The sequence below is a fragment of the Mycobacterium sp. P4_H6 genome, assembly GCF_056400845.1.
The window spans coordinates 12,117-28,540 of the sequence record NZ_JBFUKN010000083.1 but is presented as its reverse complement, the minus strand read 5'-3'; the positions used below and the strand labels follow the sequence as shown (position 1 = coordinate 28,540).

General features: G+C 68.0%; 16 protein-coding genes. 13 read left to right on the top strand and 3 right to left on the bottom strand.

The features are described 5' to 3' along the window. The 10 genes from AC1DTF_RS25860 to AC1DTF_RS25815 all read left to right on the top strand — a co-directional run. Positions 1–180: hypothetical protein (locus tag AC1DTF_RS25860; protein WP_477476143.1), on the top strand; the 180-nt coding region annotated here is incomplete at its 5' end. Positions 181–184: 4 nt separating this feature from the next. Next, on the top strand, positions 185–1,435 hold the full coding sequence (locus AC1DTF_RS25855) for a lipase family protein (protein ID WP_477476142.1): 1,251 nt from the start codon (positions 185–187) through the stop codon (positions 1,433–1,435). 14 nt (positions 1,436–1,449) lie between these two features. Continuing rightward, on the top strand, positions 1,450–2,178 hold the full coding sequence (locus AC1DTF_RS25850; protein ID WP_477476141.1) for a YveK family protein: 729 nt from the start codon (positions 1,450–1,452) through the stop codon (positions 2,176–2,178). A gap of 7 nt (positions 2,179–2,185) precedes the next feature. Then, positions 2,186–3,445, top strand: a complete 1,260-nt coding sequence (locus AC1DTF_RS25845) for a lipase family protein (protein ID WP_477476140.1) — start codon at positions 2,186–2,188, stop codon at positions 3,443–3,445. A gap of 43 nt (positions 3,446–3,488) precedes the next feature. Further along, a complete protein-coding gene (locus tag AC1DTF_RS25840) occupies positions 3,489–4,775 on the top strand; it encodes an acyltransferase family protein (RefSeq protein WP_057167211.1) in 1,287 nt (428 codons plus the stop codon). Further along, positions 4,775–6,028: a lipase family protein gene (locus AC1DTF_RS25835; protein WP_477476139.1), complete on the top strand. Its 1,254-nt coding sequence runs from the start codon at positions 4,775–4,777 to the stop codon at positions 6,026–6,028. Before AC1DTF_RS25840 ends, AC1DTF_RS25835 begins: the two co-directional genes overlap by 1 nt. 863 nt (positions 6,029–6,891) lie before the next feature. Next, on the top strand, positions 6,892–8,385 hold the full coding sequence (locus AC1DTF_RS25830; protein ID WP_477476138.1) for a sugar transferase: 1,494 nt from the start codon (positions 6,892–6,894) through the stop codon (positions 8,383–8,385). A 58-nt stretch (positions 8,386–8,443) separates the two neighbouring features. Continuing rightward, entirely contained in the window at positions 8,444–9,709 is a 1,266-nt protein-coding gene (locus tag AC1DTF_RS25825) for a lipase family protein (RefSeq protein WP_477476137.1), read from the top strand. Beyond that, positions 9,699–10,502 (top strand): biotin--[acetyl-CoA-carboxylase] ligase, encoded by an 804-nt coding sequence (locus AC1DTF_RS25820; protein ID WP_477476136.1) that lies wholly within the window; start codon positions 9,699–9,701, stop codon positions 10,500–10,502. Before AC1DTF_RS25825 ends, AC1DTF_RS25820 begins: the two co-directional genes overlap by 11 nt. A gap of 10 nt (positions 10,503–10,512) precedes the next feature. Beyond that, positions 10,513–11,031, top strand: a complete 519-nt coding sequence (locus AC1DTF_RS25815) for a PH domain-containing protein (protein ID WP_057167208.1) — start codon at positions 10,513–10,515, stop codon at positions 11,029–11,031. On the opposite strand, the gene AC1DTF_RS25810 is transcribed toward AC1DTF_RS25815, so the two are convergent. Beyond that, the gene (locus AC1DTF_RS25810) at positions 10,986–11,696 is read right to left on the bottom strand and encodes a GtrA family protein (RefSeq protein WP_057167207.1); all 711 of its coding nucleotides are present in this window, start codon (positions 11,694–11,696) and stop codon (positions 10,986–10,988) included. The genes AC1DTF_RS25815 and AC1DTF_RS25810 overlap by 46 nt on opposite strands. 150 nt (positions 11,697–11,846) lie before the next feature. On the opposite strand from AC1DTF_RS25810, the gene AC1DTF_RS25805 reads away from it, so the two are divergent. From AC1DTF_RS25805 to AC1DTF_RS25795, 3 genes are read left to right on the top strand one after another with little or no spacing between them, the layout of a single operon-like run. After that, a complete protein-coding gene (locus AC1DTF_RS25805; protein WP_477476144.1) occupies positions 11,847–13,028 on the top strand; it encodes a 5-(carboxyamino)imidazole ribonucleotide synthase in 1,182 nt (393 codons plus the stop codon). 1 nt (position 13,029) lies between these two features. Beyond that, positions 13,030–13,557, top strand: coding sequence for a 5-(carboxyamino)imidazole ribonucleotide mutase (gene purE / locus AC1DTF_RS25800; protein ID WP_057167205.1), 528 nt, complete (start codon positions 13,030–13,032; stop codon positions 13,555–13,557). 36 nt (positions 13,558–13,593) lie between these two features. Further along, the gene (locus AC1DTF_RS25795; protein WP_057167204.1) at positions 13,594–14,754 is read left to right on the top strand and encodes an acyl-CoA dehydrogenase; all 1,161 of its coding nucleotides are present in this window, start codon (positions 13,594–13,596) and stop codon (positions 14,752–14,754) included. A 68-nt stretch (positions 14,755–14,822) separates the two neighbouring features. On the opposite strand, the gene AC1DTF_RS25790 is transcribed toward AC1DTF_RS25795, so the two are convergent. Then, positions 14,823–15,623: a class I SAM-dependent methyltransferase gene (locus tag AC1DTF_RS25790; protein WP_235571060.1), complete on the bottom strand. Its 801-nt coding sequence runs from the start codon at positions 15,621–15,623 to the stop codon at positions 14,823–14,825. 90 nt (positions 15,624–15,713) lie between these two features. After that, positions 15,714–16,424, bottom strand: coding sequence for a TIGR03089 family protein (locus AC1DTF_RS25785; protein ID WP_477476135.1), 711 nt, complete (start codon positions 16,422–16,424; stop codon positions 15,714–15,716).

Here is a 16,424-nt window from a genome sequence, read left to right as displayed (position 1 = left end):
GCGCACGCACCGGTGCTCGGCGTGGTCGMCACCTGCGAGCCGGGACACCGTCGTGAGCTCTCTTCGGACCGCAAGCACCAGGGCGGCGCCCACGCCTCCGGCAACTCCGCGGCCGCTGCCGAGGAAGAAACCGACAGCCGCACCGCGAGGTCGCAGACCTCATCGCACACCTCGGGATGACGGCGTGCCGAGTCTGATGCGTGGTGCGGCGGTCCTGTTCGTGACCGTCGTGCTGGTGACCTCGTGCGCACCGGCGGAGGCCCCCGCGCCCCCTCCGGGCTCGGACACCGTCGCGATCAAGACCTTCACCCCGCCCTTCGACGGCAAACCGCGGCTGCCACCGCCGGATATGAACGACGACGGGCCGGGCTCGCTGGTGTCCGTCGAACCGATGAGCGGCAGTGAACTGCTCAACCAGGACGACGCCACCTACATGCGCGTGGTTTACCGATCCACCTCCGGGGTGGACGGGCAGCCCACCGAGGTCTCGGGTGCGGTGGCGATCCCGCCGGGCGACCCGCCCAAGGGCGGCTGGCCCATCCTGGCCTTCGGCCAGGGCACCAAGGGTGTGCTGAACAAATGCGCGAGCAGCCTCTACGGCAGCCTGCCGTTGAACGCGTGGACGATGTCGGTCTTCGTCCGGTCCGGCTTCCTGGTCACCGTCTCGGACTTCCAGGGTGCCGGGGTCGAGGGCTACCAGCACCCGTTCCTCAACGCCAAGACCTACGGCTACAACGTGATCGACTCGGTCCGTGCCGCCCGTCGGGTCGGCGCCGAGACCAGCGACCGCTGGCTGTCCTACGGTCACTCCGCCGGCGGCCTGGCGGTCTGGGCGGCCGCCGAACAGGCCACCACCTACGGTCAGGGACTCAATCTGCTCGGCACCGTCGCGATGGCGCCGGCCGCCGACATGTCCGGGTTGGCCGACGCCGCCTGGAACGGCACGCTGACCGCCGATCAGCGGGTCACGCTCGTGTTCGCGCTGCAGTCGCTGAAGTGGTTCAACCCGGAGATGAATCTGGACAACTACCGGCGCGGCACCACCGCCGAGAACTGGGATCAACTCCTGGACTGCATCCCGCCCAACTTCGACGACATCGCCAGGGTGCGCGGGCTGATGACCAACGAGGACCTGCGGCCCGCGACCTACGAGGACGTCGTCTGGTTGCGTGAGCGGCTCGCGGAAATCGCTGTGCCACAGGCCCCCAACACCACACCGATGGTCGTCGGCTACGGCACCCAGGACATGCTGGTCGACGAGACGTGGTTCGAGAAGGCACTGGACCGGGCCTGCGCGATGGGCAGCTACATCGAGATCCGCAAGGGCCCGGGCAAGGGCCACGCCGACCTGGACAGTGGGTTCACCCTGCCCTGGCTGATGGACCGCCTCGACGGCGCCGACCCGCCGCCCAACGACTGCCTGAGCAGAAATTGAGGGCGCCGGTCGACGTGCCGCGGGCACGGGATTACCTGAGGATTGCCGCCCGGGGCTGGGTCATCATCCTGGTGGCCACGCTGCTGGCGCCCGCCGCGGCGTTCGGCTTCCAGAAGCTCACCGCCGAACGCAGTTACACGGCGTCGGTACTGCTGTTCGCGCAGGTCGCCGGTGACCCCGGTACCTATTCGGCCTACGCCGGCGGCATCGGGGCCAACAGCCGGATGTCCACCTACGTGTCGCTGGCGCAGTCCTCGGTGATCAGCGAACGGACCATCGAACAACTCGGATTGCCGCTGACGCCAAGCGAACTCGCGGCCAAGGTCACCGCGACCTGGGAGCCCTACGGTTTGTCGCGGTTCGGCAGGCCATCGTCGGCACTGCTGCGGGTGGGGGTGACGGGCCCCGATCCGCAGACCACCATCGACACCATCAACACGCTCGCCTCCGTGCTGATGAAGATGTCGGGTGAGCTGGAATACGTCGAGGCCAAACCCACCGACCCGATCCAGTACACCGGGCCGGTGGCCGAACTCGTGGCCGTCGATCCGGCGACCGTCGCCCACGAGGTCCAACCCGATATGACGAACACGCTGCTGGTGGCCACCGGCGTCGGCTTCGCCCTCAGCCTGGTGCTGGTGCTGGCGTTGGGACTGGCCCGTGACGAGGTGCTGACCGGCGGCCAACTCCGCCAGGTCGCCAACTCGTACACGTCGTCCAGCGGCGAGCCCCCCAGGTCTTAGGAGCTCGATGGCACACACAATCTCGGCGAGGACGACCCGCAAGGCGCTGGCGAGTTCGCTGTTGGCGTTCGCGCTGGTGGTCGCGGGCTGCTCGGAGCCCGACCCCGGCCCGTCGGCCGCGGTGGTCTCGGAAATCCAGTTGCCCGCCGACTATTCGGCCACCGGTCCGGGCGCGCTCGTCAGCGCCACCCGGCTGCCCACCATCGACCGCCGGCTGCTGCGGGTCACCTCCGTCGCCGCCCGCATCACCTACAACTCGACCTCCGGGGTCGACGGCAGCTCTCAGGTCGTGTCGGGCAGCGTGTTCGCCCCGGCGGGCCCCCCGCCCGAGGGGGGCTGGCCCGTCATCGTGTTCGGGCACGGCACCACCGGCGTGCTGTCGGACTGCGCGCCGTCGCTGTCACCGACCCTGCTGGGCGCGGCCGAGGCGGTCCGCGCGCTGGTCACCCTCGGCTACGTCATGGTGGTGCCGGACTACCAGGGGCTGGGCACCATCGACAGCTACCACCCCTATCTGGATGCCACCACGGCCGGCTACAACATGGTCGACGCGGCCAGTGCGGCCCGCAAGCTGGTGCCGGACTCCTCGGAGCGATGGGTCGCCTTCGGGGTGTCCCAGGGCGGCCAGGCGTCCTGGGCCGCCAACGAATTGATCGCCGGTTACGGCGCGCAGGACACCCGGCTGATCGGCTCGGTGAGCGTGTCGCCCGCGGCCGACATCACCGGTCTTGCGGATATGGCCGCCGAGGGCATCCTGTCCCCGCAGCAGCGGATCGCCATGGTGCTCATCCTGTCGTCGTTGCAGAATGCGCATCCCGGTTTCAAGCTGGACGATTACCGGCGCGGCCTGGTCGAAGAGAAGTGGGATCTGCTCGCCGGGTGTTCCACCGACGCCACCGAGGACCGGCTCGCGGTGGCCGAGCAGATTCCGCCGGAGGATCTGCGCCCCGCGACCCCCGAGGCCCTCGACACGTTGCGCGGGTACCTCAATCAGATGAGCGGTCTGCCCCGCGCCCGGGCCAGCGCGCCGATGTTCGTGGTGCACGGGGACGCCGATGACGTGGTCCCGGTGGCGTGGACCACCGAAGCGGTGCGAAGAGCCTGCGAGATGGGCGACACCGTGGCATCCTTCATCGCTGGCGGCCGGGGACACGGTGATTTCGACCCCATCGTGTCGCTGGACTGGATCATGAAGCGGTTCGATGACGCACCGGCGGACAGTACGTGTGGGGTCGAGGGCGGGCCGTCGATCCTCAAGACCACCTAGTTGTMGAGACGACGCCCCTGACCACCGCGACCGGAGAACGCTCATGACAGAAACCAACGCGGCGCACGGGGGCGCGGGGGCCTCCGGTGTGCCGGGCATCGAATCCCAGGTGCTTGCCAGTTCGCCGACGCACACCAGGATCATCGGCCTCGACGGCATCCGCGGGTTGGGCTGTCTGGCGGTGGTGATGGGCCATGTGGCGCTGAGCTATTCGCCGGTCACCCACGACAAGGCCTTCCTGGGTGTGCTCGGCCTGGCGCTGATCCTGTTCTTCGTGCTCAGCGGTTTCCTGCTGTTCCTGCCCTATATCCGGCGCCTCACCAAGGACCGGTCGAAGGCGGCCATGCCGGATACCAAGCAGTACGCCCTGCACCGGTTCTTCCGGGTCTTCCCCGGATATCTGACGATCTTCCTGATCTGCAATTTCGTGCTGCAGGTGGCGTATGTGCAGAATTCGGCGATCCAGCCGCACGGGACCGACGCCGGTACCGGGATGATCACCGATCCCTGGGAACTGCTGGCGAATCTGACGCTGACGCAGACCTACATTCCCGACTACGTGCAGACCGGTATCAGCCCGTCCTGGTCGCTGACCCTGGAAATCGCGTTCTACGCGGTGCTGCCGCTGTTGGGCTTCCTGCTCTTCGCGTTGCGTAAGCGCACCGATGTCAAGCCGCTGGTGCTGGCCTGCCTGGCACCGGCCATCCTGCTGGCGGTCGGGGTCATCGGCCGACTGTTCGCCCCGCTGGTGTTCACCGCGTCCGGCGCGGACACCGTCATGATGCAGAACTGGGGACCCACCTGGGCTGCGGTGTTCATGCGCAGCTTCATCACCAACGCGGACCTGTTCGCCTACGGGATGTTCGCCGCGATCCTGTTCGTCGCGATCGAACAGGGCGTGATTTCCGTCCCGGCGGCCAGGCGGATCCATTTCCTGTGTTTCCCGCTGCTGCTGGTGTCCTTCGCCGTGGCACTCGTGCTCGCCGTGAAGGGCACCGTATTCGCCACTGCCGGAATCGGTTTCGTCTCCGCGGTGTTCATCGCGATCGTCGTCCTGCCGTTGGCCCGCGGCAAGGATTCCCCGATCGCGCGGTTCCTCGACCTCAAACCGTTCTATTTCGTCGGGATGATCTCGCTGTCGGTGTACCTGTGGCATTACCCGGTGCTGTTGCTGCTGGGCCGCTACGACCTGGCCGCCGGCGACTCCTGGAGCGGCATGTTCCGTAATGTTGCGGTGGTGGCCGTCGTGACGATCCTGCTGTCGACCATCACCTACTACGCCGTGGAGCGCCCGGGTCTGGGCCTCGTCAAGCGGTTCCGGAAGAGTTGATGCGCCGATACCTGCTGCCGGCCGGCATTGTGCTGTCCGTCCTGATCCTGGTTGCCGCGGTGGTGTTGGCGGTGTCCCCGGCCGCCCGCCAGACGGTGGGTCTGTCGAGTAAGCCGCCCGCGACGGTGCTGCCCGCACCCATCGAGGGCGCCGACCTGACGGGCAGCGGCCCCGGCTCTCTGGTCAGTGCGATGACGATGCCCGAGTTCAGCCGCAGCCCGCAAGGCTCCGACCTGAACTCGGCCCGGGTCGTGTACCGCTCGACCAACGGCGACAGCGGGGAGCCGACGGTGGTGTCCGCTGCGGTGTTCACGCCCAGCGGGGGCGCCCCGGCCGGTGGATGGCCGGTGGTCGCCTTCGGTCACGGCACCCTGGGCATCGACGAGCCGTGCGGCCCGTCGTTGTCGGCGACGCTGCTGGGGCTGACCGATTGGGTGGTCAAGTTGACCGAGCTCGGTTTCGCGGTGGCCCTCGCCGACTTCCAGGGACTCGGATCACCGGGAATCCATCCCTATCTGGATTCCAAGACCGCCGGGCTGAACATGATCGACTCGGTGCGGGCGCTACGGCACACCTTCCCCGATGTCTCGGACAGGTGGGCCGCACTCGGGGGCTCGCAGGGCGGTGGCGCGGCCTGGGCGGTAGGGGAGCAGGCCGGGACGTACTCCCCGGAGATGCCTCCGCGCGGGGTGCTCGCGCTGGCGCCGGTCGCCGATATCGCGGGGCTGGTCGACAAGTCCGTGGACGGCACGTTGACCAAGGAGCAGGTGGCGGCGCTGGTCCTCGTCGTCGAATCGCTGGCCCGGCTGCACCCCGAGCTCAACCGGGACGACTTCCGGCACGGTGTCGCCGCCGAGAACTGGGACATCCTGATCGCCTGTTCCGGCGATGCGGTGCACACCCGGGAAGCCGTGATCGACCGACTCGGATCCGATGACGTGAAGCCGCGGACGCCGGAAGCCGCCGATCAGTTGCGGACCTATCTTCGACAGTGGGCATTGCCGCAGCAGCCGCTGGCCGCACCCATGTCGGTCGTCTACGGCGGTGAGGACGAGTACATCGACCCGCGCTGGACGACGGACGCGCTGGCCCGCGCCTGCGAGCTGGGCGGCACGGTGACGTGGGACTTCCAGCCCGACAAGGGCCACGGCGACCTTGAGGTCGCCGACCAGCTGGGCTGGCTGGCCGAACGGCTCGAGGGGCTGCCGATCGAGCGCCCCGTAGGTGAAGCCGCCGCCACCGCCTGCGGTTAGTCCTGCTGCGGGTACCCGGTCGGTGCCGCCGCACCGGCGCGAACTCCCTCCTGGCGCCCTCGTACGGCCCGGTAGGGACATTGCCCCGGACCCCGCCAGCGAAGTCACCGTGATGTGCCTGTTACCCGGCAAACCGATGTGTCAGGCACTGTCAATTAGGCGTTCTCGCAGCGCTGCGATTCGCTATTCGAGGAATGGCGAATGAGGAATGGCACGAATGTGCCATTCATATTGGGGCGGATGATGCCGAAGTGAATAGGTGGGTGGGCGGCTGCGCCAATGGTGCGCGACGCCATTCGCAAGCTCCGGTCCGTCTGCGTGGCTGGTCCGGCGTTTGGCCGCTGGTCACGGCGGGTACGACATGTTCGCGATCGCAAGCACTCCCGTGCCGCCGGCCAGCGACTTCTCGCAACGTCGTACCGGAATGCCCATCGGGCCGTCGCCGATCGCCGGGAGGTCCGGGCAGGTTGCCGGTGGTGTGTGCCGCGGCTAAGCCATAAAACGTCGGAACCTTGCACGCAAGCGCAGTTTCAGCAATGGCTCTTCGGCCGACTCGCCGGGCGTCGGAAGATCTTGATTCAGGTGTAACGCATCGGCAACCCCGGCGATAACCCATGAGTACATGGGATTAACAGACTCGGCTTAGGCTTAATTACCAGGTCAAATCGTCGCGGACGTCAGTTTTTACCGACTCACCCGCGCGGCCAGATCCGGCAAATCAAGATCATATCCACCGGCGAATTTGCGCCGGCGTCAGCCGAAGGGTGGATATTTGGGCCGAAATGTTGCAAGAAGCAGGAAACAAAGCGATAGTCTTAGTCAGCATGCTTGGACCGGTGCARCAAACGAAGGTGGACGCGCACGTGACGTTGGTGAGAGAGACGGAAGCGCCGATCGCTCTGGTGAGCGCGGCGCCCGCCCGCGACCACGACGGACTGCAGTGGCAGCGGCGCTACGGGTTGGCGCTGTTGGTCACCGATGTCGTTGTCGTGGGCGCTGCCATGGCGTGCGCCCAGATGGTGCGCCTGGGGCGCCCAGTTACCGATTTCGATCCGCTCACCAAGTACTTCGGCCTGCTGTCGGTGATCTTCGGCTTGATCTGGCTGGGTTTGCTGACGGCCTACCGCAGCCGGTCCCCGCGCATCGTCGGTGCCGGCATCGAGGAGTACCGACGGGTGCTCTCGGCCACGCTGGCGACCATCGGCGTCGTCGCCGTCACACTGATGATCTTCCGGCCGGAGTATGCGCGCGGCTACCTGGCGCTGGCCTTCCCGCTCGGTCTGGTGTTCCTGGTGCTGGGCCGTGCCGCCTGCCGCCGGGTCCTCGGTTGGTACCGCAAGCGCGGACAGTGCGTTAACGCTGTGGTGGCGGTCGGTAACGCGGCCGCGGTGCGCAGCCTGGTCCAGTCCCTCGACCGTGCCTGGGGTTACGGCTACTCGGTCGTGGGTGTCTGCCTCACAGGCCGCGTCGGTGGCGGCACGCTCGACGTGCCCGGCGTCGGCCCGCTGCCGATCCTGGGCGACGAGCATCAGGTGGAAGAGGCGATCGCCAAGGCCAACGCCGACACGGTCGCACTGACCACCACCGAGCACCTCGGCCCCGAGGGCGTGCGCGAGCTGTCCTGGGATCTCGATCGCCTCGGCGTCGACCTCGTGGTCTCACCGGGCATGGTCGATGTGGCCGGTCCGCGCCTGACCATGCGCCCGGTCGCCGGTCTGAACCTCATCCACGTCGAGAAGCCGCAGTACAGCGGCACGACGAAGGTGCAGAAGCGCGCCTTCGACATCTTCGTCTCGCTCGCCGTGCTCACCGCCGCATTCCCGCTGCTGCTGGTCAGCGCCATCGCGATCAAGCTCACCAGCCGTGGCTCGATCTTCTACATGTCCGAGCGCATCGGCCTGGACGGCAAGCCGTTCCAGATGATCAAGCTGCGGACCATGGTGGAGAACGCCGACAAGTTGGTCGCCGGCCTGGCCGACATGAACGAGATGGACGGCGGCGTGCTGTTCAAGATCCGCCGCGACCCCYGGGTGACCGCGGTGGGCCGGATCCTGCGCCGCTACAGCATCGACGAACTGCCCCAGTTCATCAACGTGCTGCGCAAGGACATGAGCGTGGTGGGCCCGCGCCCGCCGCTGCCGTGCGAAGCCGATGCCTACACCGACCAGGTCCGTCGCCGTCTGCTGGTGCTGCCGGGTATCACCGGCCTGTGGCAGGTCAGCGGTCGCGCCGATCTGTCCTGGGACGACTCGGTGCGCCTGGATCTGTCCTACGTCGAGAACTGGTCCATCAGCGGTGATCTGCTGATCGCCCTCAAGACCGTGCGCACCGTGCTGGGCGGCACCGGCGCCTACTGATCCACCCGGGTCGCTTTCGCTCCGCAGTCCCGTCACGGACGTCCGGTAGCGTAGGGACGTGCGGCTTTCCCGGAGCAACGACAGGCCGCGTTGGCTCAAACGCACCGCCGTCGCCGTCACCATCTTCGTCGTCGTCCTCGCCCAGATCCTGCTCGGCCGTGCACTATTGCCGTTCGCCGTGCCGCTGGGTCTGGAATTCCTGAACAGCTTCCCGTCCTCGGGCGGAGCGCCCGTCGCCATCGACACCGCCGACCTCGCCGACGCCGGACCCGGCTCGTTGGTCACGGCCACCACCATGCCCGGGGTGACCCGGCGGGTGGAGGCCCGCGATCTGCGCGCGGCGCGGGTGCTGTACCGCTCGACATCCGGTGACACCGGCGCGCCCACCGTGGTCTCCGGTTCGGTGTTCACCCCCAAAAGCGCCCCGCCGCCGGGCGGCTGGCCCATCGTGGCCATCGGCCACGGCACCGTCGGCATCGACAATCCCTGCGCCCCGTCGCGGTCGGACACCATGCTCGGCGCGCTGGCCTTCGTGACACCGTTCATCGACCGCGGTTTCGCGGTGGCGGTGCCCGATTACCAAGGACTGGGCGCCAAGGGGATTCACCCGTACCTCGATGCCAGAACCGCCGGGCTGAACATGATCGACAGCGTGCGGGCGCTGCGCCACACCTTCCCCGAGGTGTCCACCAAGTGGCTGGGATTCGGCCACTCGCAGGGCGGCGCGGCCACCTGGGCCGCCAACGAACAGGCCTCGGTGTACGCCCCCGAACTGAAGCTGCTCGGGACGGTCGCGGCCGCGCCGGCCGCAGACGTGAGTGGCTTCGCGGATAAGTCGCTGCGCGGTGAACTGACCGCCGACCAACTGCTGGCCATGCCGGTCATCGTCGAATCGCTCGCGCGGCTTCATCCGGAACTCAACCGTGACGACTTCCGGGCCGGGGCCGGCGCGCAGTACTGGTCGGTCATCACCGCGTGCCAGGCGCCGCAGATCTACGAACGGCAGAGTGCCGCAGAACATCTGCGCCAGCACGATGTGGCACCGCAGTCGGTGGCCGCGGCCGACCAGTTGCGACAGCTGCTGCGGGACTGGGCACTTCCGCAGCGCCCGCTGTCGGCGCCGCTATCGGTCTGGTACGGCGGGGCCGATACCCTTGTCGACGCGGCGTGGACGGCAGCGGCCATTCAGCGCGCATGCGCCATGGGAGGAACGGTGACAGTGCAGTTCGAACCGGGCAAGGGGCACGCGGGTGTCGATCTCGCGAGCCAACTGGATTGGATGACAAAGATTTTCGCTGATCAGCCGGTGCGAAATGACTGCTGACCGGCTACCCCTCGATGTCGACGCCCTGCGCGCCGATCTGCGCGCGCCGTGGCACCGCCTCGACATCGTCGAGGAGACGGGATCGACCAACGCCGATCTGATCGCGCGGGCCGCCGCCGGTGAGGACATCGCCGGAGCGGTGCTGCTCGCCGAGCATCAGAGCGCCGGGCGCGGACGGGGTGGACGCGCCTGGACCGCGGTGCCGCGCGGACTGGTCATCGTGTCGGTGGCCATCTCCGCCGAAGGCGTCGACGAACAACAGTGGGGGCTGCTGCCACTGCTGGCCGGTGTCGCGGTCTCCGACACCCTGGCCGCCGTCGGCATCGCGGCCGGCGTGAAATGGCCCAACGACGTCCTGATCGACGGCGCCAAGATCGCCGGCATCCTTGCCGAGGTGGCCTCGCCCAAACCGGTCGTGGTGCTGGGCATCGGCCTGAATGTCGATCTACTGCCCGAGGAGATCGGCCAGCCCCACGCCACCTCGGTGCGCGCACTCGGGGTGAGCGCCGAACGCACCGAGATCGCCCGGATCCTGTTGGGCGAGCTGGCCACCCGCATCCAGGCCTGGCAGGCCGGGGAGGCCGCGGCGCTGCTGACGGATTATCGGGAACGCAGCGCCACCTTGGGCCGACCGGTGCGCGCACTGCTGCCCGGCGGCAAGGAGATCGTCGGCACCGCCACGGCCATCGACGCGCAGGGCCGGCTCTGCATCGACACCGGCGCGGGCACCGAGGTCATCGCCGCGGCCGATATTGTGCATTTGCGCCCGCTATCCGGTGAGGTGTTTGAGTAGAGTCCACACCGTGGGCTATCCGGAGAACGTGCTGGCCAGAGACGAGCATGTGGTGCTGCACCGGCACCCGCACTGGAAGCGGCTGCTCGCTCCCGCGTTGGTGCTGCTGCTGGCCAGTGCGCTGGCCGCGTTCGGTGCCGGCTGGGTCAATCAGACCGATTGGGACGACAATGCCAAGCGGATCATCTTCGGTGTCATCGCCGCGCTCTGGTTGGTGCTGGTCGGATGGCTCACCCTGTGGCCGTTCCTGACGTGGTGGACAACGCATTTCGTGATCACCGACCGCCGGGTGATGTTCCGCCACGGCCTGCTGACCCGTAGCGGCATCGACATCCCGCTGGCCCGGATCAACAGCGTGGAGTTCAAGCACGGCGTACTGGACCGGATGCTGCGCACCGGCACGCTGATCATCGAGTCCGCGTCACAGGATCCGCTGGAGTTCTACGACATTCCGCGCGTCGAGCAGGTGCACTCCCTGCTCTATCACGAAGTCTTCGACACCCTCGACTCCGAGGAATCGCCGAGCTGATCGGTGTCGCGGACCCGTCGGCGTAGCGGGGTGACGGTGTTCTCGTCGCCGGCGCCGTTCTCGTCGAAGCCGCGCCCGGCGCTCTGACCGACCTGACCGTGGTGCTCGGCATGGTCCTCGAAGGCCTCGGCGATACCGCCGGCGGTGAGGGTGGACTCCAGGGCCTTCTCCGGGTTGCGCGCGTGCTCGTCGGGGAACACCCAGCGGCGGAACGCCCAGAACCGGAAGGCCATCTGCAGCAGGTTGCCGATGACGTAGGCCGAGATGAAGTCGGCGATGTTCTCCACCGTCAGCGACACCTCGGGCACCCGCAGGCCCAGCACGTAGCTGGAGAAGTACAGCGGGGCCATGGCCAGCACCACGCCCACGCCGCTGACCCCGAAGAACAGCAGCGCCTCATGGTGGCGTTCGCGGCCGCCGCGGTCCTTGAAGCTCCATTCCCGGTTGAGAATGTAGGACGCGATGACCGCCACGATGCCGGCGATGATCTTGGCCGTCACCGGCTTGGGCTCCAGGACGGTCAGCTTGAGCGTGTAGAAGATCGCGGAGTCGATGACGAAAGTCGTCGCGCCCACGAGCGCGAACTTGATGAGCTCATGGTGCCGCTCGGCGAAGGGCCGGATCGGGCGGGGAAGCCGCGCAATCGTGGCATCAGCGAAGGACACGAGGATCAAGTCTACGGAAACTCCCTGCCCAACGTGAACCTGTGCAGGTCACTGCCGGTACCGGTCGTCCCGTATGGAGGTCACCCGGGACATGACAACATATGTGCCGTGCCCCGAACGCCCAGTGACTCCCGAGCGCCCACCGTCGCGATGATCGGCGGGGGCCAGCTCGCCAGAATGACCCACCAGGCCGCCATCGCGCTGGGGCAGACGCTGCGGGTGCTGGCCTCCGGGCCCGACGATCCTGCGGCTCAGGTCACACCCGATGTGGTGATCGGTGCCCACACCGACCTGGACGCACTGCGGCGCGCCGCGCAGGGGGTCGCCGCGCTGACCTTCGACCACGAACACGTGCCGACCGAGCATCTGGAACAGCTCGTCGCCGAGGGCGTCACGGTGGCGCCGCCGCCGCAGGCCCTGATCCACGCCCAGGACAAGCTGGTGATGCGCCGCCGGCTGGAGGCCCTGGGCGCACCCATCCCGGCCTACTCCGCGGTGCGGACCGTCGACGATGTCGATGCGTTTGCCGCGCGGACCTCCCGTCCGGTGGTGGTCAAGACGGTGCGTGGCGGCTATGACGGCCGCGGCGTGGTGCTGGCCCGCGATCTTGCGCACGCCAGAGAGGCGGTCGCCGGGTATCTGGCCGACGGTGTCGAGGTCATGCTGGAGGAGCGGGTGGCATGGCGCCGCGAGCTCTCCGCGCTGGTGGCCCGGTCCCCGTTCGGGCAGGGCGCGGCCTGGCCGGTGGTGCAGACCGTGCAGCGCGACGGCATCTGCGTGGAGGTCATCGCACCGGCGCCGGGCCTGCCCCGCGAGATCGCGGCCGGCGCTGAGGCGCTGGGCCTGCGGCTGGCCTCCGAACTCGGGGTCGTCGGCGTACTGGCGGTCGAGCTGTTCGAGACGGAATCCGGGGCAGTGCTGGTGAACGAGCTCGCGATGCGCCCGCACAACTCGGGGCACTGGAGCATGGACGGCGCCCGCACCAGTCAGTTCGAACAGCACCTGCGGGCGGTGCTGGACTACCCGCTCGGCGATACCGCGGCGCTGGCCCCGGTGACCGTGATGGGCAATGTGCTCGGTGCCGCCGAGACGCCGCGGATGTCGATGGACGAGCGGGTGCACCATCTGTGCGGGCGGATGCCGGACGCGAAGGTGCACCTGTACGGCAAGGGGGAGCGGCCCGGCCGCAAGATCGGGCACGTGAATCTGGTGGGTGCACCCGGCGGATCGGCCGATGACCCGGAATATGTTGGCGCACTGAGGGAAAGAGCGCAGCGCGCAGCACACTGGCTGTCGCATGCGCAGTGGACGGATGGATGGGACGGGCACTGACATGACCGAAGCGCACACCGTGCCCGGCCCGCGGGTCGGGGTCATCATGGGCAGCGACAGCGACTGGTCGGTGATGGAGGACGCCGTCACCGCGCTCGCGGAGTTCGAGATCCCGTTCGAGATCGGTGTCGTCTCGGCGCACCGCACGCCGGCCCGGATGCTCGACTACGCCCAGCACGCGGCGGGCCGCGGCATCCAGGTGATCATCGCCGGTGCGGGCGGCGCGGCGCACCTGCCCGGCATGGTCGCCGCCGCGACCCCGCTGCCGGTGATCGGGGTACCGGTCCCGCTGGCGCGCCTGGACGGGCTGGATTCGCTGCTGTCCATCGTGCAGATGCCCGCCGGGGTCCCGGTGGCCACGGTGTCCATCGGCGGTGCCCGCAATGCCGGCCTGCTCGCGGTGCGGATTCTCGGGGCGTTCGATCCCGCGCTGCGCGCCCGGATCGAGGCATTCCAGGCCGACCTGGAGAAGATGGTGCTGGCAAAGGACGCCGCACTGCGGGACCGGCTACTGGGTGGCGCGGATTAACCGCTAAAGTTACTGACGAGTAGCGAGGAGATCCAGATGGTTGCCAACCCGTCATTTGACCTGTTCCAGCTGTCCGACGAGCACAATGAGCTGCGCACCGTGCTGCGCTCGCTGTGTGAGAAGGAGATCGAGCCGTACGCCGCGGAGGTGGATGCGCAGGCGCGCTACACCGATGAGGCGCTGGCGGCGCTGGACGGTTCCGGCTTCTCCGCGGTGTTCATCCCCGAGGAGTACGGCGGGCAGGGCGCGGACTCGGTCGCGGCGTGCATCGTCATCGAAGAGGTCGCCCGGGTGTGCGCGTCGTCCTCGCTCATCCCCATCTGCAACAAGCTGGGCACCACCGGACTGCTCATGCGCGGCTCCGAGGAGCTCAAGCAGAAGGTGCTGCCCTCGATCGCGGCCGGCGAAGCCACCGCGTCCTACGCCCTGAGCGAGCGCGAGGCCGGCAGCGATGCCGCGGCAATGCGCACCAAGGCCGTCGCCGACGGCGATGACTGGATCCTCAACGGCACCAAGTGCTGGATCTCCAACGGCGGCAAGTCGACCTGGTACACCGTGATGGCGGTGACCGACCCCGACAAGGGCGCCAACGGCATCTCCTCGTTCATCGTGCACAAGGACGACGAGGGATTCAGCGCCGGACCCAAGGAACACAAGATGGGCATCAAGGGATCGCCCACCACCGAGCTCTACTTCGAGAACTGCCGCATCCCGGGGGATCGCATCATCGGTGAGCCCGGCACCGGGTTCAAGACCGCGCTCGCGACCCTGGACCACACCCGGCCCACCATCGGGGCCCAGGCCGTCGGGATCGCCCAGGGCGCCCTGGACGCGTCGATCGCGTACACCAAGGAGCGCAAGCAGTTCGGCAAGTCGATCGCGGACTTCCAGAGCACCCAGTTCATGCTCGCCGACATGGCGATGAAGATCGAGGCCGCCCGGCTGATGGTCTACACCGCGGCCGCGCGGGCCGAGCGGATGGAACCCAACCTGCAGTTCCTGGCCTCGGCCTCGAAGTGCTTCGCCTCCGATGTCGCGATGGAGGTGACCACCAACGCGGTGCAGTTGTTCGGTGGGTACGGCTACACCGTCGATTTTCCGGTGGAGCGCTACATGCGCGACGCCAAGATCACCCAGATCTACGAGGGCACCAACCAGATCCAGCGCGTCGTGATGAGCCGCCAGCTGCTGAAGTAGGTTTGCGCCGAGTGGCCAGTTATTGCACGCTTTTCGCGAAAAGGCGTGTGAAACTGGCCATTCGCGTATCAGCGGATGAGCTTGGCGACCTTCTGGTAGGTGTTGCGGACCGTCTCGCTGCGCCGCGCGATGTGCACCGGGTGCTTGGGCACCGGCACCAGCACGCTGACCGGGTGGCCGACGAAGGTGGATTCGAAAACCGCCGTCATGGTCCGGTCGGCGTAGGCCGCGTCCAAGGTGCGGCGGTAGCGCTCGGCATGCTCGGGCTGGGTGAACAGCACCTTGTTGTAGCCGATGTAGAACGGCACCAGGGCGCCGCCCTGCTCCAGGTAGTGCACGGTGCCGACGCACACGCCGGGCCACTGCTGGTTGAACACGTCGTCGGCGATCACCACTCCGCCGTCGACGAGACTCTTCTCGGCCAGCCGCATATCGCTGAGCACGATCTCCTGGGTGTGTCCGCCGTCGACGGAGAAGATCCGCACGTTCGACATCGCGGCGATGTCGCCGGGCACGATCGCGGTCGAGTCACCCTGATGGATGACCAAGCCGGTGCGGTCGGTCCACTGGTCGAGGTGGTGCAGGAAGCGGTCCCGGTCGCCCTGACCGGACTTGTCGATATTGGACTCCTGGTCCTCGAACAGGTCGATGGCGATGGCCGCCTCACCCGGTTGCTGCAGGAGCTTCATCGCAATGAACAGCTGCCCGTGATGCACGCCGATCTCGGCGATGGGGCCATTGATCCCGGCGTCGCGCTGGTACTGATCGACGGCATGCAGCAACCCGATGGCCGACGATTCCGTATAGCCCTGCACCCGTCGATGGCCCAAATGCCGATATGCAGCGAATTTCATCGCGATGCTTCCCACCTGTCACAGGGTACTCATCCGAGGCCGTTTGGCCTATGCGAGGACAATATTGACGCCCAGGGTATTTGATATAGCCGCCGATCGGACGAATTACCCCCGGCTCACCTTTTCCATCTCGCGTCGCCGGTCCAGCACGGCCGGATCGGCGTTGGCGACCTGAACCAGTGACGCGCCCGACGACAGCACGGCGAGGAAATGCCGGATCAGGTCGTCGTCGGTGTCCCAGCGCGCGGTGGAGAGCACCCGGTCGGAGTCGGTCAGTTCCTGCGCACTGGCCGAGTCGGCGGCCAGTGCGAGCACGTCGGCGGCGGACCGGCCGTTCAGGGCCGCGCCGGGCGCCCGTTCCGGGACGATCTGATCGCCGTGCACGCGGACCGAGGTCGCGTAATCGGTCACCCCGATGGGCAGGTCGGGCACCGGCTTACCGAACGGATCCAGCGACAGGGCCACCACCTCGCCCATGCCCGCCGCTGCATCTGCCTCATCGAGGCGATCGGCGGTGCACAGCGCGATATCGGTGGTATCCGGCCGGCCGAACACCACCTCGGCACCGATCCACCAGGTGCCGAGCAGCACCGCGGCCGTCTGCCAGTGGGCGGGCAGCAGCACCGCCACCCGGCTGCCCGGGCCGGCCCCCAGTTCGTCGCGCAGTAGGTTGGCGGTCTTGGCGGCCCAGTTGGCCAGTGTCACCGTGGACACCTCGATGCGCTCGCCGGTGGCGTCGTCGTAGTAGGTGATCCGCGGGCCGACCGGGTCCCGTTTCATCAACGGGTCCAGCAGTGCCGCGCTGACGGTCGTCAC